The sequence below is a fragment of the Aquimarina megaterium XH134 genome, assembly GCF_000520975.1.
Classification (GTDB): domain Bacteria; phylum Bacteroidota; class Bacteroidia; order Flavobacteriales; family Flavobacteriaceae; genus Aquimarina; species Aquimarina megaterium.
Window position 1 is genome coordinate 65,977 of the sequence record NZ_JACB01000001.1, and the last position, 23,961, is coordinate 89,937.

Consider the following 23,961-nt stretch of genomic DNA (forward strand, 5'->3'; position numbering starts at 1 on the left):
AATTAAGTTTTTTTAATTAAGGTTTAAGAAAGAGCTTTACATTAGGAGCCATTGTTGTGTGTAGTGCTCTATTTATTATTGAGGTTTAGACTTTTTATATTCCATAATGCAATTGTTGATGCCGTAAAGAAGATAACCAATATAAGATTTAAATAACCTCCACAAATAATAATCCAAATATTACCAGACAAATTTTTACAAATAAAGCCTTGTATTAAAAAAGGTACCAGTGGAAAAAAAAGAATAATCCATCTTGGATATAAAGTTTTCCTTTTCCAGACTTGAATGATAAATATAATAGATAAAAGTCCAAAAATTGGATAAACAAATAGTCTCAATACATTATTTGCTTCAGTAGCTAAAGAGACTGCCTCATTTATATTAAGGTTATTTTCGGTAGCTAATCTCGCCGATGTGGCAATAGCAACATAAGCACCATGAATAACTCCATACGCAATTAAGATAGCAGCAAAACAAATTAAAATTGTATTCTTTATTATAGGTTTAGTTGGTTTAAAGGCATGATATATTTGAACCACTCCTAACATATAAAACCAAGCTGCCAACAGAGCAGTAACAGCACTAGAAATAATTCTGAAATCAGATGCATTCCCCATATTTTCTGTTAAATTGGTATTACCAGGATCATAGTAAAAAAGCATATCTCCAGAAAACAAAATTAGCCCGCCAAGCGCTCCTAGTATTCCTAAAATTCTAATACAAAATTTATTCATTTTCATCTATTACTTATTTTTTGCATTGTATACAACGTTTAGTGTATAGATCGTTGGAAATTCCTATCAGTACCAAGGTAACAAAATTGCAATGAATTCCGTTTAAGGAAATCAGATGCAATAAGCTACATATGTTGTTACTCAGCATTTTTTATCCTGCCTTTTATCTTTTCAATCCAATTTTTATCGGCAGGTTCAACAATAATTGCTTTGAAATTAAACCTCTCACTTTCAATCCCAACACCGTCTAAATCATCAATATGTAAATCAAAACCAAAAGCTGGCGGAAATTTAGACGAGTGAATATTCCGAGAGGTCAAAACTCGTCGATTTTCTGTTTGGTTTACAATTCGATTCACTTTTATTCCATAATATCCTAAAGTCAGTCTTATTTTTCTTTTAGATCTAAATGATGTGGTATAAATATGGATTTTATGACCTTGATTTTGTAAATCAGAAATTAATTTATTTGTCCCTTTTCGTATTTTTTCAATTCCGAGTAGTTTAGCAATTCCGTTACGCTTTTCTGTTTCAAACTCATTCCCATTTGGAATTAAAGTGCTGTCAAGATCAAAACTGATATTCATTTTTTAATATTGGGTAACGTTTAATGCAAACAGTCGTTTTAATACAGTTTATACATTGTTACCAGCTTTGTAATTTGTTTATAAAATGATCTCAATATTTTACTAGGTACGTTCTAAAATACTTTCCAATCCATAAATCCCTCTGTCAATTAAGGTCTTTATATCGTCCATAGCATTCCGTTTCAGCGGGTTTCCATCAAGTGAAATTCCTTTTAAAAATGGGTGATTTATAAGTGGACTTATATCCTGGATATGATTATCTTTAAGGTTAACATAACTTAAATGTTTAAGCTCATTTAAGAAACTGATATCTTTAATTCCTGTATTCCAAAGATGTAAATCTGTTAAATTAGGAAGGTGTTTTAGAACAGAAACATTTTTGATTTTATTATCGTTTAGACCTAAAACTTTTAACTTTTTCAATCCTTTAAGGGCTTCAATATCTTCAATTTCATTCTCTGCAAGCCAAAGTGTTTCTAAGTCTTTTAGTTTTGATAGTGATGAGATATCTATTATCTTATTTGAAGAGAGATTAAGTACTTCTAGTTTTATGCATTCTTTTAATGGACTAATATCATTAATTTCATTATCCGATAAGTTAATTAAATCTAATTGTTTCATGGATGCTAAAGGTTTAATACTACTTATTTTATTGTTATAAGCGTATAAACTACTGATAGTTGAACATAGTTCTAAGCCTTCCAATGAAGTAATTCCTGTGTTGTAGCAATCTAGTTCTGATACATTGATATTTTCAACATAAATATCTTCATCCTCATTTTTGTTGAAAAATGATTTGATGTGATTCTCTAGGGTTTTGTCCTTAAATTTTATTGCATTCATAACAAATTTTATCGTTGAAAGTTCTGATATATGTCTTAGATGTATTGCTGGTACGTTTAATACATGTATCGTAGTTAAGCAATTATTACCTAGTCATCGACATTTTCCGCGCATTGACTGCTAACTTTTCCATTCAGCAAGCATTGTGACTTACCAAAAATACAACAACCATTCGATTAATCACTTAGTTGCTATGATCACATATATCGTGTTGTAAACTGTTTTTAATCAAATTCAGTTTCGATTTTATTTAAACTTGCGATATCCTTATTTAAGTATTTAATACTAATTTTTGGTGGTATTGAAATCTCTATACAGGTTTCGCTAAAAATTAAATCCTCCGTTGAAATCTTGGATTGAAACTCATTTGACATCAACAGCCCTTTTAGAATCAATTTGAACATTTTTTTATTTGAATATTCGTCCATTAATTTTTGAATATGATGTTCATCAAATTCAGTAACTCTGCTAAAATGGATTTCTACCGATGGAGGAATTGATATTCCAACAATTAACCTGTTCGTTCTGAATCCGGCTTTTTCAATTAGGGGTAAAACATCAAAAATATCTTTTACATAATTAACAAATTTATCCTTAGTATTAGTTCCAAGATCACCAATTTTGGATAAACCACTTTTTAGTTGGTTTATTACATTGTCCATTTTATTATTGGATTTGGAAGAATCTGTTACAATTGATTTTTCAGGCATTAATTTGTCAATTTATAATTGTTTACAACAATGTATAAGAAACATAGGGCAGGTAATAAGCACTATGGTTTTGGTTTATTACTTAGCCAAATATAAATATTTTGCTGTTATCTTTTTTTTCTCATAAACGCCAAATTTTATATTTGGCGACTTTGCAAATAAACTCAGACTTTTCGATAAGTCTAAACTGCCCTATGTTTTTTATACATTGTTGTATACCGTTTTTCTTGACAATATATTAATTAGATGATTGAGCTTTTTGTAGAGGTGTTAATATCTTCATTGATACAGATCCCAATACTATCAATTCTAACAGATTTTTTAATGATTCTTTATCTGCCATTCTTTCATTTGAAAGATGAGCATTTTCTGTTGTATCCCAATAATATACGTCAAACCAAGTATCTTCTTCGTCTTTATATAAAGTTTGATTAATAAACCCTTCTAAGTTTTTTAAATCAGGAACCATTTTATTGACTGCATCAATCATTTGTTTATCCGAAACATCAGGTTTCGCCTTCCATTTTACAATTTCTACTACGTTCATTTTATATTTTTAATTTCGTTGTATCTAAAACATTCAGTTGTGTGGTCATTTACCATTCCTACCGCTTGCATAAAAGCATAACAAATAGTTGACCCTATGAACTTAAATCCCTTTTTCTTTAATACTTTACTCATTATGTCTGAGATTTCAGTTTTGGCAGGAATATCTTCAGCTTTTTTCCATTTATTTTGAATAGGTTTATTTTCTACAAAACCCCAAATAAAATTAGAGAAACTCCCATATTCTTTTTGAATTTCAAGAAAAGCTTTGGCATTGCTTACTACAGAATTGATTTTTAGCTTATTTCTAATAATTCCAGAATCATTCAGTAATTCATCTATTTTTTTCTGATCATAGGTTACAATTTTGTTTGCCTCAAAATTGTCAAATACGTTGCGATAATACTCTCTTTTAACCAAAACAGTTAACCAACTTAATCCGGCTTGAGCACCTTCAAGAATTAAAAATTCAAATAATAATCGGTCATCATAGATTGGAATACCCCATTCATTATCATGATAATCCTCTTCAATTTTATGTTTAACTGACCAAGAACATTTTTTCATTTTGTTTCAGTATCATTTTACTATTTATAATACCCAAAATTACTGATGATAAATTTTCAAAGCATTAATCTAGATTAAGATTTCGGTGAAATCATTTTTTTGGTTTCCCTTTAACTTTGCTAAGTGCCTCGGGTGTAATGCCTAGATATGAAGCAATCATTCGTTGTGGAACTCTTTGAATGATTTTAGGATAAGTTTTAATAAAGTGTTCATAACGTTCAAGCGCTGTTGAACACATCATCATTAGGACTCTGTTTTGAAGTGCTTCTAAACGATTAAGGATTTTTTGTAATTCTATTTTGTCTTCTTTTCCTTTTTCAAGAATATATACCTCTGAATTTTCAATGGCATCAATAAATAGTTTACAAGGGGTATTCCTAGCTGTGCTATCTGTCATAACCCAATTTTCAGGTGCAAAAAGAAAAATATGTTCTTTTCCCTTTTCATCTATTACGTAACTACGAAGCAAGCCAGATTTTACTATGTAAATCTTAGTGTTGTTTTCTCCTGCTCTTTGAAGTATTTGTCCTTTTTTTATTCTGATTTCGTTTGATTTTCAATGGTATACAATAATTGGATATATTTCTCTTTTACTCACAAATCTAGAGGATTTTAGATACACCTCAAATTATTTATTGCTACTTGTGTATAGATTTCTGTTGTTTTCGTACTACTCTATACCCCATAAGGTTTGGATATAGCCAGATGCATAGATTTGCACCTTAAATCTGTCATCGGGATGAAACTATTCGATTTATCAAAAATCTGTAGATTTGTCGATAGCTCGGTAACATTTCGTCCTACTTCGACACATACTTATAATGCTGAGACACATAAAAACTGAATGAAAATATATAAAACATTACATATTGGTGAATTTCATACAAATCACTGTGAAGACTTCTTGATTGAGGAACAAATCGGAACGAATGAAAAGCTATTAGCCGTTTTAGATGGCTGTACAATGGGAACAGAGTCTGTTTTTGCTTCAATTCTTTTCGGAAAGATTTTACGAAATATTGCTAAAAATAAATTTTATGAAGAGTTTGTAACAGGTAATCCAATACAATTAAAAGATAAACTTAAGGAAGTTGTTAAAACATTAATTCATGAGATTAAACTTTTCAAGAATCAGCTGGGACTTGAAACAAATGAGCTGCTATCAACTCTAATAATTGGAATTGTCGAAACTAAAGAATCAAAAGCTGAGTTTTTGACAATCGGAGATGGTCTAATTTGTAAGGATGGAGAACTAATTGAATACGAACAAAATGACAAACCTGATTATCTTGGGTATCATTTAGTTGATGACTTTGATAGTTGGTTTGACAGTCAAGAACAAAAAGTATCAATGTCTGATTTTAAAGATTTATCTATCTCTACAGATGGTATCTTTACATTTAGAAACCTGGAGGACAAGTCAAAACAAAAACCTGAAAACGAAATTATCGAATATTTACTGATTGATAATGAAGGCGCAGAATTCGATAATTTCCTGGATAGAAAAATTCGACTACTAAAAGATAAATGGAATCATCTGGTGACAGATGATTTAGCAATAATTAGAATAAAAAACAATACGACAACATCGTCTTAACTATTATGAAAAGAAAAAAATGAAATTTCAGTTTTACATCCTAACAATTATTTCTGTTTTTCTAACTAGTTATATAAGTGCCCAAACTAATGCAATAAAAAAAAATGAATCAACTAATTCGATTTTAAAAGTTGAAATGAGCTTGAGTGCGTTTGGTGTAGAATCGGATAGCTTCCCTTCAATAGATGTTTTCATCGATTTTGAAAAGGATTCGACTAATTGTGTAAAAACCTTTTACAATCCTGCATATAAAGGTTCTACATATACATTGACTAAAAGTGAAATGGAATCAATCATCGAGCTACTAAAAAATTCTGATCTTGAAAAACTTAAAAAAAGTTATACAACTAATATAACAGATCAGCCAAGTTCAAAAACTGTGATTCAAACTAATAAAGCTAAATATACCATTAATGATTATGGGCTAAAAGGGGAATATCCATTACAAGAACTATATAAAATCATATATAAATATTAGTAACTGCTAATAAACGTATAGTAAATTAAAACAAATGAATTCAAAACTAATCATCCTTTTAATTACAGTTCTAATTTTTGCATCTTTCAGCACTGCAAAGAAGAGTTTTGAAGGTGTCATAACTTATAAAGTTGAAACAAAATTCAAAAAAGATAATGTTCCTCATCGAGAATATTTAGAGCAAAAGTTTGGAGATACATTAAAGGTATATTATAATAAAAATGGTGATATTTTTAAAGAATATCTCAATACAGGAGAAAGAGGTTATGATTTCAATTTGTATCTAAACTCTAATAATCACTATTATGCAAAATGGAAAAATTTAGATACTATTTATCATTACGATGTTTCAGAACAAGCTTTAGAATTTCTCGATAAAACAAGTGGAAAATCAGAACAAATTTTAGGAAAAGCCTGTGATTATATCCAAATTGAAGGATTTGAGCCAAATGGAAAACAAAAAGTAATACAAAAATATTCTTATAGTGGTTTTCCGTATTTAGAACCTGAACTTTTTAAAAACTTCAATGATTTTTATACCTATGATTTGATTAAAGAAGCAAAATCACCTTTTATGAAAATGGAACTTGATTTAGGAGATTTTATTGTGACATATACTGCAATTCAGATTGAGCCGAAAGAATTAAATCAAAATATATTCGTAATCCCAAATGACATTCCTAAAAAAGAATATTAACCTAATACATTATAAAAACCAGAATAGTTTAATCCCAGATCAAAAGGTTTTTCTATTGCCAATAGCACTAATTTTTTATAAGTTTAACCAGAAGTAAAATAAATACAGAAACCAATGGATTCGGGTATATTTATCTTGCTTTGATTCATGTATCTAGGATTTACAACAATTAAAATGACACACCCTTTACGACAACATATCGAAGAAATAATCAGCCTTACCGATGAAGAATTCGATTTTGTGTTGAGTCATTTTGAACAAATCAAAAGGCGCAAACATCAATATATCGTTCAGGAAGGAGAAATTGTTAACAAAGAATACTGGATCATAAAAGGATGTTTAAAAAGCTATTTTATAGATCAGACAGGAAAAGAGCATATACTACAATTCGGGATGGAGAATTGGTGGATTACAGATTACGAATCATTTGTAAAACAAACCAAATCCAAAACCTCTATAGACTGTATAGAAGATAGCGAGTTACTCTATATAACTTTTGAAAATAGAGAAAAGCTAACGGCCAAAATGCATAAAATGGAACGTTTTTGGGCCAAAAAAAGTAAAATGGGTCGAATTGCGCTTCAGAATAGAATCTTATCATTATTGAAAAATTCGTCTAAAGAACGATACGAATTACTACTCGAGCACTATCCAAAACTTTTTCAACGTGTTCCCAAAAAAATGATTGCCGCCTATCTAGGGGTTTCCAGAGAAACGCTTAGCAGATTAAACTCTTAATTATTTTTACTCGTTTATTGCTTAAAGTGATATACATCACACCAAAGAAGTGACAATCCTCCTTCTTAATAATTTCATTCTACAACACCTTTGTATGACTATTAATTTAATAAAAAAGTCATGCCATACATTAACATTAAAGTTACCGATGAACAGGTAACAACAGACCAAAAACGTCAATTAATAGAAGGAGCTACACAGCTCGTTGTTGACATACTGAACAAAAACCCCAAAACAACTCATGTTGTTATTGAAGAAGTTCCTATCGAAAATTGGGGAGTGAACGGGAAACAGTATTTAGGAACTAAAAAATAAAGAACATGAAAAACAAAACAGTAATTATTACAGGAGCATCTACAGGAATTGGTAAAGAAATTGCAAAATACTTTATAGCAAAAGAGAGTAATGTTGTTATGAACTCTTCTAACGAAGAAAACCTGAAAAACGCTTATAAGGAACTCGGTTCTCCTTCTAACGTAATCTACCTGGTCGGTGATATCAGCAAACAAGAAACAGGACAAAAACTCGTAAGCCTTGCAATAGAAAAATTCAACACGGTTGATGTTTTAATTAATAATGCAGGCGTATTTTCTCCAAAACCTTTTTTAGATGTTGAGGAAAAAGATTTAGACCAGTATTGGAATGTAAATTTAAAAGGAACCTATTTTACATCGCAAGCTGCGATTCCTCATATGATAAAGCAACAAAATGGTTCGATTATAAACATCGGAACCGTTTTAGTCGACCATGCTATTGATGGCTTCCCGGCAACAGCTCCTCTAGCGAGTAAAGGTGCCATCCATGCCTTAACCAGACAACTAGCCGCCGAATTTGGTAAAAATAACATCAAAGTAAACACCATAGCTCCAGGAATAATTAGAAGTCCATTGCAAAGTAAAATCGGAATTGAAAATGCCGATAGCTTAGCAGGATTACATTTATTAAACCGAATTGGAGAAGCCAATGAAATTGCAGAAGCAGCATATTATTTGGCTACATCAAATTTTGTAACCGGAGAAACGATTAATGTGGCAGGAGGACATACAGTTGGACACGCCATCTAAAAAATAAATTATGTATAAAGAGCATATTAAAGAAATCGAAAACTTAATTACTAATTATTTTGAGGGAATTTTTTATGGAGATGCAACCAAACTCGAATCTTGTTTTCATAAAAACGTATATATCTATGGAGATATCAAAGGTGTAGATTACTTAAAAAGTGTAACCGAATATCTTGAAGGAGTTAAAAATAGACAAAGCCCTAAAGATTTAAACGAGAATCTAAAAATGAAAATTATAGGGATCGATATTATGGGTAAAATTGCTATGGCAAAATTACATCTTCCCATGTTAGGTTATAATTATTACGACTATTTATCATTAGCCAAAATCAATAACAATTGGAAAATTGTAAATAAACTATTCACTCATGTGCAATAAATAAAGTGTTCATATTTTAATAACCAAAAACCAGATTCTGACGAATCAGGATAAAAAAAAGATGAAGAGTTTCTTTTAGAAGACAAAGCCTATTATAGCTATGAATTCTAATAAATCCTTTGAAGGGTTAAAAAATAACCTCATATTTGCGTCATAATTTTGAACCAAAAAACAAGTTTTAAGCCTATGTTATTATTTTTCACATATAAAAAGGACGCCGTAAAGCCGTTTTTAAATCAAGAATATAGGTAGCAAACTATACATAAGATATAAAAAACATAAGCGTCCAATAAATTTGGACGCTTTTTTTATCATCTTTTTTGTATATCTATTTTATCAAATAAAAATGGTATTTGAGAGATAATCATCAGAACAGCAATTGGTTACCAAACAGGCTAGTATCCGTAAAAAAACGGACAGGGATTCTTATGCCTAAAATCAACATAAAATACTGATTATCAATAAATTAAATTTTAAATTTTAGTTGTATAATTAAAAAATAGATTACATATTTGCACCGCAGTTCATAAATTGCAAAACCATAATAGTTAATCTTTAATAACCGAAGTAATATGATTTTTACAAACATATATTGCCACACTCCAAAAGAACCAGGTTCTTTTAAGAGTATGCTTCGGGACTTCGCCAGTACATAATTTCCATTATATATGAGAAGAAGTCCGAAGCCATAAAGTTTCGGATTTTTTATTTTTCCTTTTAATCAGACTGCATTGTCACGCTAAGTCTTTGATACACTCAGGCAGGCTTTGTCAAAGTGTAATTGAAATCTCAATAAAATCTCTCGAAACATTTTATCAAGTTTATGTCAGTAATGAAAATTCATTACATCACTCATTATTGACAAATATCAAAACCTATACTAATGGGAAAGAAACTAAGCGGAAAGGATCTAATTAAATTAGGCTTTCCAAAGAATAATAGTATTAATGTGACTTTGGGTCAGATTAATCGATATCAAAAGAGAGTAAAAAAAGAACATATATTAATTGAAGCCAAAAAAGTATTACTTAATCCAGAAGCTTACCAGGGTGATGGTATCTGGGGAAAGATAGCAGAGAGTTTATTAAAACCCGTAGAGGTTAAAAGGCATGCCTTGAAAACAACTCGATCTCCTTTCCAAATCTATGGTGAGAATGAAATTGATGAACAGGCAAAATACCAGTTGTTTGATGCCTTAAAATTACCAGTTGCAACTGCAGGAGCTTTAATGCCAGATGCACATACCGGATATGGTCTTCCTATCGGAGGAGTACTGGCAACAAAGAATGCTGTGATTCCTTATGGAGTTGGAGTCGATATTGGATGTAGAATGTGTTTAACGGTCTATCCAATAGCAATCTCATATCTCAAAGGAAAAAAGCATCAATTAGAGAATATACTTTCTGAACATACCAAGTTCGGGATGTATGAAACTCATAAGGTAAAGCATGATCATGAGATCTTTGAACGAGATGAATTTAAAACCATCCCGTTAGTCAAAAGATTGAAAGACAAAGCGTATAAGCAGTTAGGTACTTCGGGTGGTGGTAATCACTTTGTAGAGTTTGGAGTAATTACAATTACCGATACAGCTAATGAGTGGGGGTTGAAGACTGGCGAATATTTAGGAGTGTTATCACATAGCGGCTCAAGAGGGTTAGGAGCCAATATCGCCAAACACTATACGTATTTAGCTACCAAGCAATGCCCGTTACCAAAGCATGTACAGCAATTGGCCTGGTTAGATTTAAATACTCACGATGGCCAGGAATATTGGTTGGCGATGAATCTTGCTGGTGATTATGCACAAGCTTGTCATGATGATATTCATGCCAGGATAGCAAAGTTATTAGGGTCAAAACCCATAGCAAAAATTGAAAATCATCACAATTTTGCCTGGAAACAAGAAGTAAATGGAGAGGAATGCATTGTACACCGAAAAGGAGCTACACCGGCCGCCAAAGGTGAATTAGGGATTATTCCCGGTTCTATGACAGCCCCAGGGTACATCGTAAGAGGATTAGGAAACGAAGCAAGTTTACAATCTGCATCACATGGCGCTGGTCGCTTACACTCACGTAGAAAGTGCAAAGAGAAATTTACAAGAAGTGAGATCAAAAAGCAGTTAAAAGCGCATGATGTAACACTTATAGGAGGAGGAATTGATGAAGCTCCAATGGCATATAAAAACATCGAAAAAGTAATGGCAAATCAACAAGAACTCGTAGAAATTGTTGGAACATTTACACCAAAAATTGTTCGAATGGATAAATAAAAGTTAGGGCGTTACCCAAAGGGTCGGGCTTTCGGCAGTCGCTCTCGGCGAGGAGCTTCAACAAAGCCTCAATCCCTAACGCAAAATTAAGACCTCACAGGTTTTAAAACCTGTGAGGTCTGTAAAAAACAATAAAATGAATCAAAAAATTATACAAATAACAGCAGGAAGAGGCCCCGCAGAATGTTGCTGGGTCGTAGCCCAGGTACTTAAGTATTTTTTGGATGATATACGACATACAGGAGTAACCTATAGCATCATACAGAGGATAAAAGGTTTAGAAAACGGCACATTGCAATCTGCTACACTAAAACTGCAGGGCGATCAAATAAACGATTTGGTAAGTTCCTGGTTAGGAACTGTACAGTGGATAGGAACCTCAACTTTTCGTAAATATCATAAACGAAAAAACTGGTTTATCGGGATCTACGAACTAGACCTTATATCAATAGAAAAAATAGCAGAAAAAGATATTGTATTTCAAATGATACGAAGTTCGGGCCCAGGTGGCCAGCATGTAAACAAAGTAAATTCTGCAGTTAGAGCAACACATAAACTTACGGCTACAAGTGTAGTGGTAATGGATAGTCGTTCACAACATCAAAATCGAAAAATTGCTGTCGAACGATTAAAAAACAAAGTACTTGAAGTGCAATTAGAACAATTAAAAAAATCGGTATCAGATGAATGGGAAAACCACTTAAATGTTCAACGTGGTAACCCGATTAGAGTGTTTAAAGGAACTGATTTCAAAAAGAAAAAAGTGACAAAAACCTTTAAAAATAAACGAAATCAATTAAAAACTGATTTATACAATCAATTAAAGAATTAGAAAATGAGTAATTTACTAGACAAATATTTATTTCAGGCATTAGACGCTTATCCTTATAACTTAGAGGAGGCTGTAGAATCTTTGAACTATGCATTGTCTTATGATGAAAAAAATCCAATTGCATTAAGTCTTTTGGGTCAGATATATGCAGAGAGTTTGAAAAACTATGAGGTTGCAAAAGAGTACTATCAGCAGGCTTTAGCAGAAGATATGTATGCATTAGATGTATATCCTAAATATATCAATGTCTTACTTTGGAATGAAGACTATGAAGAAGCCGAAAAACTAGTCGATTTTGCCCTAACCGTAAAAGGAACAGATAAGGCAATGTTATATCTAAAAAAAGGAATTCTTTTTGAACAAAAAAAGAACTATAAAAAAGCATTAAAATGTCTGAAGTTGGCAAAAGAAAATGCCTACAATAATCATTTCATTAATGATATAAAAGAAGAGGAAGAGCGAATTAAAAATAAAATGCCAAAGCAGAAAAAAGCTAAGGATAAGTCTTCTTCTAAAAAGAAAACGAAGAAATCATAAAGCACATCATTCCAGCAAAAACTGGAATGATGTATTGAAACTAAAAAAATGAAAACAACAAATACAATTATAATCATAGACCTAGAAGCTACCTGCTGGAATGGACCTATCCCTGCAGGTCAGGTTAATGAAATCATAGAAATAGGAATCTGCCTTTTGGATACGCAAACAGGAAGCATTTCTAAAAATAAAGGAATACTCATTACACCCGAGCAATCAGAAGTAAGTCCTTTCTGTACCGAGCTCACTACAATTACTCAAGAATTAGTAGATCAAGAAGGAGTTTCTTTTGAAACAGCCTGCGAAATGCTAAGAACTCAATACAAGGGTCATGAATACACCTGGGCAAGCTACGGGCAATATGATCTAAACATGATGAAGAAACAATGTGCTAACAGAGAAATGAAGTATCCTTTATCACAAAATCATATTAATGTGAAAGCACTTTTTTCTGAAACCAAAGGATTACGAAGAAAGGTTGGAATGAAAGGTGCATTAGGGATTTTAAAAATCCCTCTAGAAGGAACACATCACAGAGGAGTCGATGATGCCAAAAATATTGCTAAAATCTTACATTGGTGTATTCGGCAAAATAATGATTAGTTCTTTCATTTGGTCTTAATACAAAAAACGGCACACAAAATTTATGTGCCGTTTTCTTAAAACAAATTATAATTACATCTAAATCTTTATCAAAAAAATCATTTAATTAGTTGTAAAATTCCAAACTCGACCAATAGCCACTCCTTGTTTATCATCTTTGGCTACAACCCTCCAATAATATGTAGTATTTGGAGATACATTTACATCGAATTTTGATACCGAAATGTCCTGAGCTAGTAGTACAGGCGAATTTGTAGTTCCGAAATATAAATCATACAATAATGGATCTCCATCGCCATCAGTAGAATCCCAATCTAATGTTATTGTATTTCCTGATACTGCATCTCCCGGTTTAGGAGATATGACTGATGGCGAATAAGGAATATGATTAACTCCTGCATCGGGTTCGGTAAAAAATACCTGAACCGTAGAATATTCACTCTCACTCTGCTCACTATCTATGGCTTTTACCCTCCAATAATACACTGTTCCCTTTTCAAGGTTGAAAGCTCTTCTAGTCTCTGAGGTAATTATCGAAAATAAGATGTTTTCAAATGCATCATTCGTAGCAATATCGATCTGATAAGCAATAGCATCTCCATTACCGTCTGATGAAGCTTCCCAATCAAACTCAAGCTTGAAATTAGTACAAACCTGGTTATTAGCGGGGAACACCAGATTCGGTATTGTTGGAGTTTCATTTACAGGCTGTGGTTTGGGCTCTACTTCCGAAAATTCTTCGCGACTACATGATAGTAGTACACATAAACCTAATAGTATAATATATATGTTTTTCATTGTATTTATTTTTTAAATAATAATGCTCTCCTATTTTGTTAGATAGGAGAGCGTATTTTATTTATTCCTTTATAATTTTAAGTGTTTTTGAAGTTCCTTCTTTTATCGTCACAAAATATATCCCGGCAGGTAGGTTTTCCATAGGCAGTACTGCTTTACTACCCGCAACAGCATATCTTCTTGTCGAGACACTCACTCCAAGTGCATTATGAATCTCTATTGCTATTGTATCAATTCCTATATTAGGAAGTGTAAGTGTCACTCCTGCTCTAGTAGGGTTAGGATATGCGGTAACATCTGCAAATGCATCAATAGTTTTAGATAATTTACCTTCACACTCGAGGCTAGAAGAAACCTCAATTGTGTCTCCGCTTTGTGCTTCTACCATGAAGCTCTTGGCACTGTATTCTCCTATTATAGCATCATTAATTTTAACTATAAAAGGAGCAGTACCTGTTGCTATCTCGACAAATACTTCTTTTGTACTATTTCCATTTGCACTTATTGTTGTCTTACCATTTAATACCGGAGCTTCTTCAATAAGCAATTCAAAACACTGTTCACAATTAGTAAATCCAGCTATAGCAACACATACAGGGTAGGTTCCTGGTGCCAGATCTGTTACAGTAAGATCTGATGTAAAGTTATATGCTTGACTATTTATCGTTGCGATATAATTCTGAGCTTGACCGGCATTAATAGTAATAATTCCGTTATTTTTATCTGCACAGGTTTCACTAGAAGCTTGTACCTGTAAATTATCTGCAGGAAGATTCGCTAGTGGACAAGCCTCTATAACGGTTAAAGTTTGTATTACGTCTGTAGCTGCGTTCCAATTAACATCTCCTGCTTGTGAAGCGGTAATCGTTGTGGTTCCAATACCTACTATTGATATTGTACTTCCCGAAACCGTAGCCACGGCAGGATTCGAACTGTTATATACTACTCCCAATCCAGATGTCGCGGTTGCATTTAGGTTAAAATCAGGAGCTTCGACACTCACATCTGCCAAAGGAGCAAAGGTAATTGCCTGATCTCCTTTATTCACTGTTAAAGCCTGTTGAACATCTATTGCAGCAGCATAAGTAGCATTACCTGCTTGTGATGCTGTAATCGTGGTGGTCCCTACTCCAACAATAGTCACAGTATTTCCTGATATGGTAGCAACCGATGTATTTGAACTAGTATAGATAATTGGGTTACCAGAAGCGCCACCTGTTGCATTTAATATGAAATCAACATCTCCATAATTACGATCAGTTAACGAGTTAAACGTAATTACCTGTGGGATTAAATTAGTAATATTTAAAGTACCCGGCACAAAAGTTAAATTGTAATTACTATTTACATTTAATGTACCTTGATTAATGGCATAGTTGCCCAATGTTTCTCCTGCAACTCGTGTTAGACTACCTGTCACTACATCAGAGAATTGTAATGCACCATTGGTAATCTGATAGGTCAATGCCGGGTCGGAAGACCCGATAATTTTTATTTGATCATCAGCAGTAATTGTAATCGCTCTTTGCCCAATTGTTAAATCATCACCGACATAACTTAAGGTATAATTACTACCTGCACTTAGTGTACCTTGATTAATAGAATAGGTACCTACAGATTCTCCGGTTACACGGGTTAAGTTTCCTGAAAAGGTATCACTAAACTGTAAGGCACCATTAGTTACTTGATAGGTTAAAGTTGGATCGGTATCACCATAAGTTTTTGATTGTGCATCTGCACTTACTTCTATAGCACGAGCTGTGATTTGAAATCTTACAGAGCCTGCATTAGTGAAGGTTATAGCATAAGAAGATTGCCCTCCATTACTAGAAGTAAATTGAGCCGATAAACCTCTTATCTGATAAAACCCAACATTTTCGCCACTATCTCTAAATGATCCTGTTGTTTCGAGGGTATCGTCAAATGCTAATGATCCTTGAGTTATAATGTGCGACCAAGTTAAAGCAGGATCCGAATCTCCGTACGTTTTTTGAACGGTAGCTGTAGGCACTACTCGTATAAAACGATAATCAATATATAAATTACCTGGTACAAAAGTTAAGTTATAGTTTGCTCCAAGAGATAAAGTTCCTTGTTGGATGGCATAATTTCCTTGTGCTTGTCCAGCTACTCTATCTAAAGCTCCTGTAAAGGCATCACTAAAGGCTAATGATCCATTAGTGATCTGATACGTTAATGTAGGATCTGAATCTCCGTAAATTTTTGTTTTGCCATCGGCAGTTACCGTGATTGCTCTTTTTGTAATTTCTAAATCATTAGAAATAAATGATATTGCATAGTTTGAATTTATCCCTAAAGTTCCCTGATTAATAGCATAGGTTCCTATGTTTTCTCCAGTTGTTCTTTCCAAAACTCCAATAAAAGTGTCACTTCCTGCTAAACTACCACTAGTAATTTGATACGTAAGTGCTGGATCAGCATCTCCATAGGTTTTGGATTTGGCATCTGCAGTAACTTCAATAGCTTTTGCAATAATTTCAAAATCATTAGAAACAAAGTTTACATTATAATTTGCTATTGTAGCATCAAGCGTACCTTGATTAATAGCATAAGTCCCTACATTTTCTCCTGCTACTCTTACTAAATTACCGGATAAAGCAAATGTGTTAAAGTTATATAAGCTAGTTCCTGTTGTTGGTAATGGTGTAACTGTATATGCTAATGTCGGATCTGTATCTCCATAAGCTTTTGACTGTCCTGCATTCGCTGTAACCGTAACTTCACGTGGCACAATCTCTATTGCTGAAAAAGTATATACAAAATTATAATTAGAACTTAAGTATGGTACTGCTCCGGTAATATTAACTTTTGCTCCATTTACATAATTACCCACATTTCTTGGGGTAGTACTCCCGTCAAAATAATTAACATTAGCTAAACCTGTACCACTTAAATCATTCACCGTATCTCCGTTTACAAACCCAGAAACTATAACGGGTATACTAGCAGATGCATCAACTAACAATCCATACTCTATCGTAGTTACATCTGGTCTAATTGTTAGGTCTTTTTTATCAACATTTAAAACTTGTGATACATTTAAAGCTGCATTATAATTTGTATCTCCGGCCTGACTTGCTGTAATGGTTGTACTCCTCCCACCAACAATAGTTACTGTATTTCCAGATATAGTTGCTACCGAGGTGTTTGAACTTGTATAGGTAATTCCTAAACCAGAACTTGAGGTAGCTCCCAAGTTGAAGCTAGCATCTCCATAAGTTACATTAGCTAAAGACGCAAAAGTTATGGTTTGATCTGCTTTGTTAATGGTTAACGTTTCTGTAGTGCTACCTTGATAATTGGTGTCATTAATGGTTGCAATTACCGTATAATCACCTGCATTGGTTGGTACTGTTGTACTTCCGTTATAGGTAATATCGACCGATAATCCATTTGGAGTTGTTACCACTGAAACTGGCTTTGCAGTACCATTGTAGGTTTGTGTAAGATCATTAATTACAACTGCAGCCGTTGCTTTTGTAATCTCAAAATTGTTAGACACAAACGAAAGGTTATAATTACCATTTAAACCTAAAGTTCCCTGACTAATCGCATACGTTCCTACAGTTTCTCCTGTTGCTCTGGCCAATACTCCTGTAAAAGCATCACTACCTTGTATCGCTCCGGAAGTAATTTGATAAGTCAATGTCGGATCTGCATCTCCATATTCTTTTGTTTTGGCATCGGCAGTAACTTCAATTGCTCTTGCTGTAACACTTAAATCATCTGAAACAAATGTCAATGTATAGTTACTACTTAAAGCTAGAGATCCTTGATTGATCGCATACGTTCCTACGACTTCTCCAGCTACTCTTGTTACTACTCCTGTAAAGGCATCACTACCTTGTAACGCTCCAGATGTAATCTGATAAGTCAATGCAGGATCTGCATCTCCATATACTTTTGTTTTGGCATCGGCGGTAACTTCAATGGCTCTTGCGGTAACACTTAAATCATTTGAAACAAATGTCAATGTATAGTTACCACTTAAAACTAGAGATCCTTCATTGATCGCATACGTTGTTCCTACTGCTTCTCCGGCTACTCTTGTTAATGCTCCTGTAAAAGCATCACTAAACTGTAGAGCGCCAGAAGTAACCTGATAGGTCAATGCCGGATCTGCATCTCCATATTCTTTTGTTTTGGCATCGGCGGTAACTTCAATGGCTCTTTGAGTAATGGTAAGATCATTAGACACAAAGGTTATGTTATAACTACCACCGGCACTTAGGGTTCCTTGTTGTATCGCATAAGCTCCAACATCTTCTCCGGCTACTCTTGTTAATACTCCTGTAAAGGCATCGCCACTTACTAAACTACCCGAGGTAATTTGATAGGTTAGATTATCTGTATCTCCATATGCCCTTGAGACGGCATCTGCTGTGATTTCTATATTTCTTTTACTAACCGTTAGATCCTGTGCAACATCGATCGCAGGAGTATAGGTAGCATCTCCTGCTTGACTTGCTGTTATTGTAGTTGTACCTGCACCTACTATGGTTACTGTAGTACCCGAAATAGTTGCTACAGAGGTATCAGAACTTACATAACTAACGGGTAATCCAGAATCTGAAGTTGCCGTTAAATTAAAAGTAGCATCACCATAGCCTTTTGTTGCTAACGAATTAAACGTTATTGTTTGTGATTGTGTTGCAGAATGAGTGGCTGTTACCGTGTTGCTCATAGGCACAAATCCACAAACACTATCGGTAAACAAATCACTTATCCAATTTGTTGCATCTCCTGCTGCATTTTGTAAAGTCCCAGTAATTGTATTACCAGAAGTATCGGTTACACTTGTTCCAGAAGTTTGATCATAGTTATAGTTTAATACTAAGTTTCCTTGTGGAGTTGTAAACTGAGTATTCATATTAGATGTAATGTCTAACTGTGTACGAATCCCATTCCAAATTCTTGTTTGAGCTAAATCGCCACCGAACAGTTTACTACTATTTGAAGTACTTTCATAATTTCTCCCTAATCGAATATTTGAAGTTAATTGAAAAATTTCAAATCCAGAATAAGCTCCAGTTGAACCGATTAAGTTCCCATTAACATAAAAATTGATTGAAGCACCGTTCATTGTAGCCGCTACATGGAACCATGTGTCGACCGGATAAGTATACCCTGGTGTATTATAAGCTCCTCCATCATCAACATCATCATCATAATGACCTGCAAAAATAGTTCCTCCTGATATGTTGATATAAAAAGGAACCACTACTGATGCGATACCAAATCCTGTATAGCTTTCAAAAGAAATGATAGAAGCATTAACATCGGTAGCATCGGCAGCTGGGATTTTCACCCAGGTTTCGATAGTAGCTTGTTGAACATTGCTTAAATGAGAATTGATTGCTGGTACACTTACATAATCATCTACATTATCTAAACGTAATGTACCTCTCTCTCCATGATTAGCCGTTGCATCAGTTCCTACTACTTTATAAGTTCTATCTGCTGTTATTGTTTCTGACGTAAATGAAAGATCAACACCAGTACCTGTTAAAGGACCTTGTAGTACTTCATTAGTAGTATTATCTTGTAAATAATAACTTATTCCTAGTTGAGAACTGGCTACAGATACAACAGCCGAACCTCCATCTGGTTGTGTTAAGTTTACAGTTTTTCCATCTAGTGTTTGTACACTTACTATTGGTGTACTAGTCATTTGCAATGTATTAGTAGCAGATGGTAAGGTTTGATTACCTTGTACTGCCATGACATTATAAGTACGATTCGCCGTTAAAACCTCTGAAGCAAACGAAATTCCACTTCCAGTTCCTGCAACTGGACCTTCAATAATACTATTGTCGTTATTATTTCTTAAATAATAATTTACACTTGCTTGTGAATTATCTAATGATACTGTTGCTGTAGTATTACATAAACCAGAACCAGTAGTGTTTAAAATTACATTTTGGTTAACTAATGTAATAGGGTTTACTGTTAACGGTTGTACTACATTAGGAGCAGCATCATACACTCCATTTCCAGCCTGTGAAGCAGTAATGTTAATTGTTCCTTCTTTATGAATGGTAACAGTATTTCCAGAAATTGAAGCAATTGTAGGATCTGAGCTTGTATAAGTAACTGCTAAACCTGAAGAAGCTGTTGCTGTTAAATTAAAAGCAGCATCACCATAGGTAACATTACTTAATTCATTAAACGTAATTGTTTGTGGTGTACCAATTACGGTTACAGTTACATCTGTTGTTGTAGCATTATATAAGAAATTATCAGGTGTAAAAGCTCGTAAAGTTACGGTTCCTGCACCTCCTGCTGTAAACACATTTCCAATTAATGTGGATCCTGTCCCTCCATCATTTACAATACTATAAGTGGTAGTTTGACCAGAAAAATTTTGAGCTGTTATAATGGTATAACTTTCCCCCGGATTTAAAGAAAAGTCAAACAAATTGTGTGCTATGTCTGTTTTTGGAGAGAATCCAGTGTTATAAAATACTGTTGAATAATAGGCTACTGTTTCACTATAATTGGCATCTGCAGCTTGTGTTACTTTTATTACTATAGAACCCGCAACATTATTTAGATTTAATAAATTACCGTTGATGGTGTACCCTAATGTTTCTCCAATAATTTCAAAAGTATACGCCCCAGTAGAATTAGAACTTATAGTAGTAGTCATATCTAAAGTTGTTGGGCCAGAATTTACTTCATATGCAATACCCCCTCCTAAGGTTGCTAGTGGAGCATTAATCGTCATCGTCATCGTTTTAGAAGCAACCTGATGTGTTGCTGTTGCCGCTCGTAAAGCTTCTATAATTACTGTTCCTGCACTACCTACAGTAACTGTTTCATTATTAGTACCGCTTAATGTGGTTCCTGTACTTCCATCATTAATCATTCGATAGCTAATCCCTCCACTGGGATCAGAGGTTGCATTTAGATTGAAACTTGGATCACCAGCATTAACGGTTACATCATCAAATGTTATCATTGGCGTAAGTAAAGATCCGTTATTTACTACAGAAAACTCATATCCTGTTTGCTGATAGCTATTAAAAAAATAGGGCGTTCCTGAATCATTATGAGCATATATCGTAAAATAATAGGTAGTATCTGGTGTTAATCCTGTTATCACCTGATTAGGAGTTATAGAAGTTCCAAAATATACAACTTGCTCTCCTCCTTTATAATCTGCATCGGGTGTAGGTGTTGGCCCTCTAAAACTATGTGGTGTGAAGCTGTTTACAGTATTCATCTTTACAATATACCCCTTAGGTATCCCCAATCCGTTATCAGCAGCTGCGGCTGCGGTAAATGATGCTAAGGTAAATGCTGTTCCTGTATAATTATTGATTACCGCATTAGATGCTAGCTTATCCGTTACCCCTGGAGTATGTGTAGAAATAACATCAGAAGTATTCGAAAAATAATAGACTCCTGCACATTCAGTATATGAATAAATTTTAAAGAAATATTCTGTATTAGGTAACAAATCATAAGTTGTAAAAGCTTGCCCTTCTGGAAAAGCTCCTGCTAAAACTACTTGTTCTCCAGAGCCAGAATAGTTAATATTTGCGGTTGGTAATGTATTTATGGCTCCTGTAATATCCGTAAAAGTATTCACTGTATTAATTTTCACCACTTGTCCTTCTGCAGCTGCAGGCACATTTGAAATAATTGGCGAAAGTCTAAACTCCCAATGTAAATCCGTTCGAAAAGAATTTAACTCTGAATTTCCTGTTGGTGCTCCGCAAGTTGTTACAGAAACTACGGTACTTCCTGTTGTTTCAAAATAATCGGTACCTGCACAGGTGTTATACGCATATACTTTTACATAATACGTACCATTACTAACCAATCCTGAAACTGAAATATTAGGAGTAGCAGAGTTCCCCACATACATTACTTGCTCTCCTCCAGTAACTGCATTATATACTGCACTTGGCGAACCAGGTACTGATGTTGGTGCTGTAAATGAATTTACATCACTTACTTTAACTATATACGCTAATGTTCCTTGAGATGCGTTAGAGGGTGGTGTAAAAGAAGCTATATTTATCGTAGTTGCTCCTGTTATACTTGTAGCTACATTGGTCACTGCGGATGATGGTGCTGCACATACATAATTGGTAGTTACTACTGCAGAACCTGTGGTTTCAAAATTATATTTACCACCACATAAATCGTAGGTATATACCTTTACATAGTAGTTTGTGTTGATTTGTAAACCCGTAATCACCTGATTAATATCATCTGTGGTTCCTGCAACACCTCCTACTGCACCTGTATACACAACTTGTTCTCCTGTTTTACCAGAATAGTCTGCAGAAGCAGTTGGTATAGTTGTTCCGCTAGTAGGTGCCGTAAAACTATTGGTGTCGCTAAACTTTACTACATACCCTATAGATGTATCTGCTCCTGCCGGTCTTCCTAAGGTATTTATGGTTGCAGTAGTAGGCGATGTCGCTGACACTAAGTTTACTGACCCTGCACCAGGTACAGTACCAGGGCAGGTGGTTACCGCTACCGATGTTCCTGTATTATTATAATTTATATATCCCTGACAATCACTGTATGTGTATACTTTATAATAATAGGTCGTATTTCGTTGTAAATTGGTCATGGTCATAGCTGACTGAACAGCTCCATTATCGGTACCTACATACACAATATGTTCACCCGAGCCACTATACGAATTTGTAGCTGCTACTGTTGGTAATGCCTGATCCTGAATATAATGATCGGTAAAATCTGTAAAAGAATTAGTTGCTGAAAACTTAACTATATAATAACGATCGTCAATGGTATCTACTCTTAAATTAGGTAAAGTTACATCGGTATCGTTTACCTGAAAAGGAGTTGTAGCTGGTACAGTAAGTTCATAACAATAAGGGAAATCTGTTGACGGATTAAACGGTATTGAGTAATTAATAGGGGTTGCAGAAGTGGTAAACACTTCTAATGCATAATAGTTATTACTAATCCCACTTCCATTTAGGTTATTTTGATAATTGAGAGCCACTTCATAGTAAAAAACACCGGGGTTAGGAGATGATTTTAATGTACCTACTACAGAACCTGACACTCCCCAATTACCACCTGTATACTCCCATACCCTAAAATCTACGCTACCGGGGCTACCTACATAGTTTGTATGGACCAATAATTTTATTTGTGTTGCTTGAGTTGATTTTCTGGAAACTACCCAAAAATCAGAATCTGAAGAAGAAACAGTTCCTTCAAAATTCCCAGGGCCATATTTTCGAACTTGCGAACCTGCTAATGCACTACCGATAGTATTATTATTTTCTATCTCGGTAAAGGTCTGAGCCAGGACACCAGGTCCCAGCATTAAGAAGAAGAGCAGCATAATAGGCACTTTCTTCGTTAGGTTTAAAAATTGATTACATTGTTTCATAGGTAAGGGGTTTCATTAGTAATTAAAATTATTTTCATAAAACATTTGAAGGTTATGTACAAAAGCACAGTACCTTATGTATAGTATTTATAGTAAGGATTGTTAAAGAATAATATTGGGCAGATACACCCTCTTATTTAATAACCAGAAATGGTTAGACATCCATCCGACAAAAGTGGTTATATAGCTTAACCAAATTTTAGATTTTTCTGTGAGATAGTAATTGTATTTCATAGTATTTGGGTACTTGGTTATTTATAATTATTTATGGGTTCTTTATAGGTATACAGTTAAGTTATAGGATACCCTATTTTTAGTTGCACTTTTTTTAGAATTTAGGATGTAAAAAGAGAGTATATCTCAATATATTGGCAAGAAGTACGATCAAAAGAGATTCTGGTATCCATATAGTATTCGGTTTTAGATTTGGGATGATAAAAATATACTAGACGCTGTAATCTTACTAAAAACCTACCCCTACAAACACCTCTACAAAAGGTTATCAGTACTAATTGTTATTTGTATACCATAAAAAAACCACTCAATTTCTTGAGTGGTTTCTGCAAA

Annotated in this window: 20 protein-coding genes; 11 read left to right on the forward strand and 9 right to left on the reverse strand. The window is 33.9% G+C overall.

What is annotated here, in order from left to right; genetic code table 11:
* Nucleotides 1–68 precede the first annotated feature (68 nt).
* The 7 genes from Z053_RS0100195 to Z053_RS0100225 form a co-directional block, all read right to left on the reverse strand.
* Nucleotides 69–740 carry a DUF6796 family protein gene (locus Z053_RS0100195; RefSeq protein WP_025663013.1) on the reverse strand — a complete coding sequence of 224 codons (672 nt, stop codon included), beginning with the start codon at nt 738–740 and terminating at the stop codon, nt 69–71.
* Between the two features lie 131 nt (nt 741–871).
* Nucleotides 872–1,321, reverse strand: a complete 450-nt coding sequence (locus tag Z053_RS0100200; protein ID WP_025663014.1) for a hypothetical protein — start codon at nt 1,319–1,321, stop codon at nt 872–874.
* 102 nt (nt 1,322–1,423) lie between these two features.
* A complete protein-coding gene (locus Z053_RS27600; RefSeq protein ID WP_025663015.1) occupies nt 1,424–2,164 on the reverse strand; it encodes a leucine-rich repeat domain-containing protein in 741 nt (246 codons plus the stop codon).
* A 224-nt stretch (nt 2,165–2,388) separates the two neighbouring features.
* Nucleotides 2,389–2,874 (reverse strand): hypothetical protein, encoded by a 486-nt coding sequence (locus tag Z053_RS0100210; RefSeq protein ID WP_025663016.1) that lies wholly within the window; start codon nt 2,872–2,874, stop codon nt 2,389–2,391.
* 238 nt (nt 2,875–3,112) lie between these two features.
* Nucleotides 3,113–3,421, reverse strand: a complete 309-nt coding sequence (locus Z053_RS0100215; protein ID WP_025663017.1) for a hypothetical protein — start codon at nt 3,419–3,421, stop codon at nt 3,113–3,115.
* Entirely contained in the window at nt 3,418–3,987 is a 570-nt protein-coding gene (locus tag Z053_RS0100220) for a DNA-3-methyladenine glycosylase I (protein WP_025663018.1), read from the reverse strand. Before Z053_RS0100220 ends, Z053_RS0100215 begins: the two co-directional genes overlap by 4 nt.
* A 91-nt stretch (nt 3,988–4,078) precedes the next feature.
* Complete coding sequence (locus Z053_RS0100225) at nt 4,079–4,531, reverse strand: Crp/Fnr family transcriptional regulator (RefSeq protein WP_035094514.1); 453 nt, start codon at nt 4,529–4,531, stop codon at nt 4,079–4,081.
* 300 nt (nt 4,532–4,831) lie between these two features.
* Here Z053_RS0100225 and Z053_RS0100230 point away from each other — a divergent pair, with 300 nt between their 5' ends.
* The 11 genes from Z053_RS0100230 to Z053_RS0100280 all read left to right on the forward strand — a co-directional run bounded on the left by Z053_RS0100230 (nt 4,832) and on the right by Z053_RS0100280 (nt 13,187).
* A complete protein-coding gene (locus tag Z053_RS0100230; protein ID WP_025663020.1) occupies nt 4,832–5,584 on the forward strand; it encodes a protein phosphatase 2C domain-containing protein in 753 nt (250 codons plus the stop codon).
* 19 nt (nt 5,585–5,603) lie between these two features.
* Nucleotides 5,604–6,062 carry a DUF6438 domain-containing protein gene (locus tag Z053_RS0100235; RefSeq protein ID WP_025663021.1) on the forward strand — a complete coding sequence of 153 codons (459 nt, stop codon included), beginning with the start codon at nt 5,604–5,606 and terminating at the stop codon, nt 6,060–6,062.
* Between the two features lie 34 nt (nt 6,063–6,096).
* Complete coding sequence (locus tag Z053_RS0100240) at nt 6,097–6,759, forward strand: hypothetical protein (RefSeq protein ID WP_025663022.1); 663 nt, start codon at nt 6,097–6,099, stop codon at nt 6,757–6,759.
* A 174-nt stretch (nt 6,760–6,933) separates the two neighbouring features.
* Entirely contained in the window at nt 6,934–7,497 is a 564-nt protein-coding gene (locus Z053_RS0100245; RefSeq protein WP_025663023.1) for a Crp/Fnr family transcriptional regulator, read from the forward strand.
* A gap of 120 nt (nt 7,498–7,617) precedes the next feature.
* Nucleotides 7,618–7,812: a tautomerase family protein gene (locus tag Z053_RS0100250; RefSeq protein ID WP_025663024.1), complete on the forward strand. Its 195-nt coding sequence runs from the start codon at nt 7,618–7,620 to the stop codon at nt 7,810–7,812.
* Between the two features lie 5 nt (nt 7,813–7,817).
* Entirely contained in the window at nt 7,818–8,561 is a 744-nt protein-coding gene (locus Z053_RS0100255; protein ID WP_025663025.1) for an SDR family NAD(P)-dependent oxidoreductase, read from the forward strand.
* Nucleotides 8,562–8,571: 10 nt separating this feature from the next.
* Nucleotides 8,572–8,940, forward strand: a complete 369-nt coding sequence (locus tag Z053_RS0100260; protein WP_025663026.1) for a nuclear transport factor 2 family protein — start codon at nt 8,572–8,574, stop codon at nt 8,938–8,940.
* 883 nt (nt 8,941–9,823) lie between these two features.
* Nucleotides 9,824–11,215, forward strand: a complete 1,392-nt coding sequence (locus tag Z053_RS0100265) for an RtcB family protein (protein ID WP_025663027.1) — start codon at nt 9,824–9,826, stop codon at nt 11,213–11,215.
* Between the two features lie 136 nt (nt 11,216–11,351).
* Nucleotides 11,352–12,047, forward strand: coding sequence for a peptide chain release factor H (gene prfH / locus Z053_RS0100270; RefSeq protein WP_025663028.1), 696 nt, complete (start codon nt 11,352–11,354; stop codon nt 12,045–12,047).
* Between the two features lie 3 nt (nt 12,048–12,050).
* Nucleotides 12,051–12,584 (forward strand): tetratricopeptide repeat protein, encoded by a 534-nt coding sequence (locus Z053_RS0100275; protein ID WP_025663029.1) that lies wholly within the window; start codon nt 12,051–12,053, stop codon nt 12,582–12,584.
* 48 nt (nt 12,585–12,632) lie between these two features.
* Entirely contained in the window at nt 12,633–13,187 is a 555-nt protein-coding gene (locus Z053_RS0100280) for a 3'-5' exonuclease (RefSeq protein WP_025663030.1), read from the forward strand.
* 102 nt (nt 13,188–13,289) lie between these two features.
* On the opposite strand, the gene Z053_RS0100285 is transcribed toward Z053_RS0100280, so the two are convergent.
* Together Z053_RS0100285 and Z053_RS0100290 are read right to left on the reverse strand one after the other, a co-directional pair.
* Nucleotides 13,290–13,985, reverse strand: coding sequence for a fibronectin type III domain-containing protein (locus Z053_RS0100285; RefSeq protein ID WP_025663031.1), 696 nt, complete (start codon nt 13,983–13,985; stop codon nt 13,290–13,292).
* Between the two features lie 61 nt (nt 13,986–14,046).
* Nucleotides 14,047–23,394: an MBG domain-containing protein gene (locus Z053_RS0100290; protein WP_081748188.1), complete on the reverse strand. Its 9,348-nt coding sequence runs from the start codon at nt 23,392–23,394 to the stop codon at nt 14,047–14,049.
* Nucleotides 23,395–23,961 lie beyond the last annotated feature (567 nt).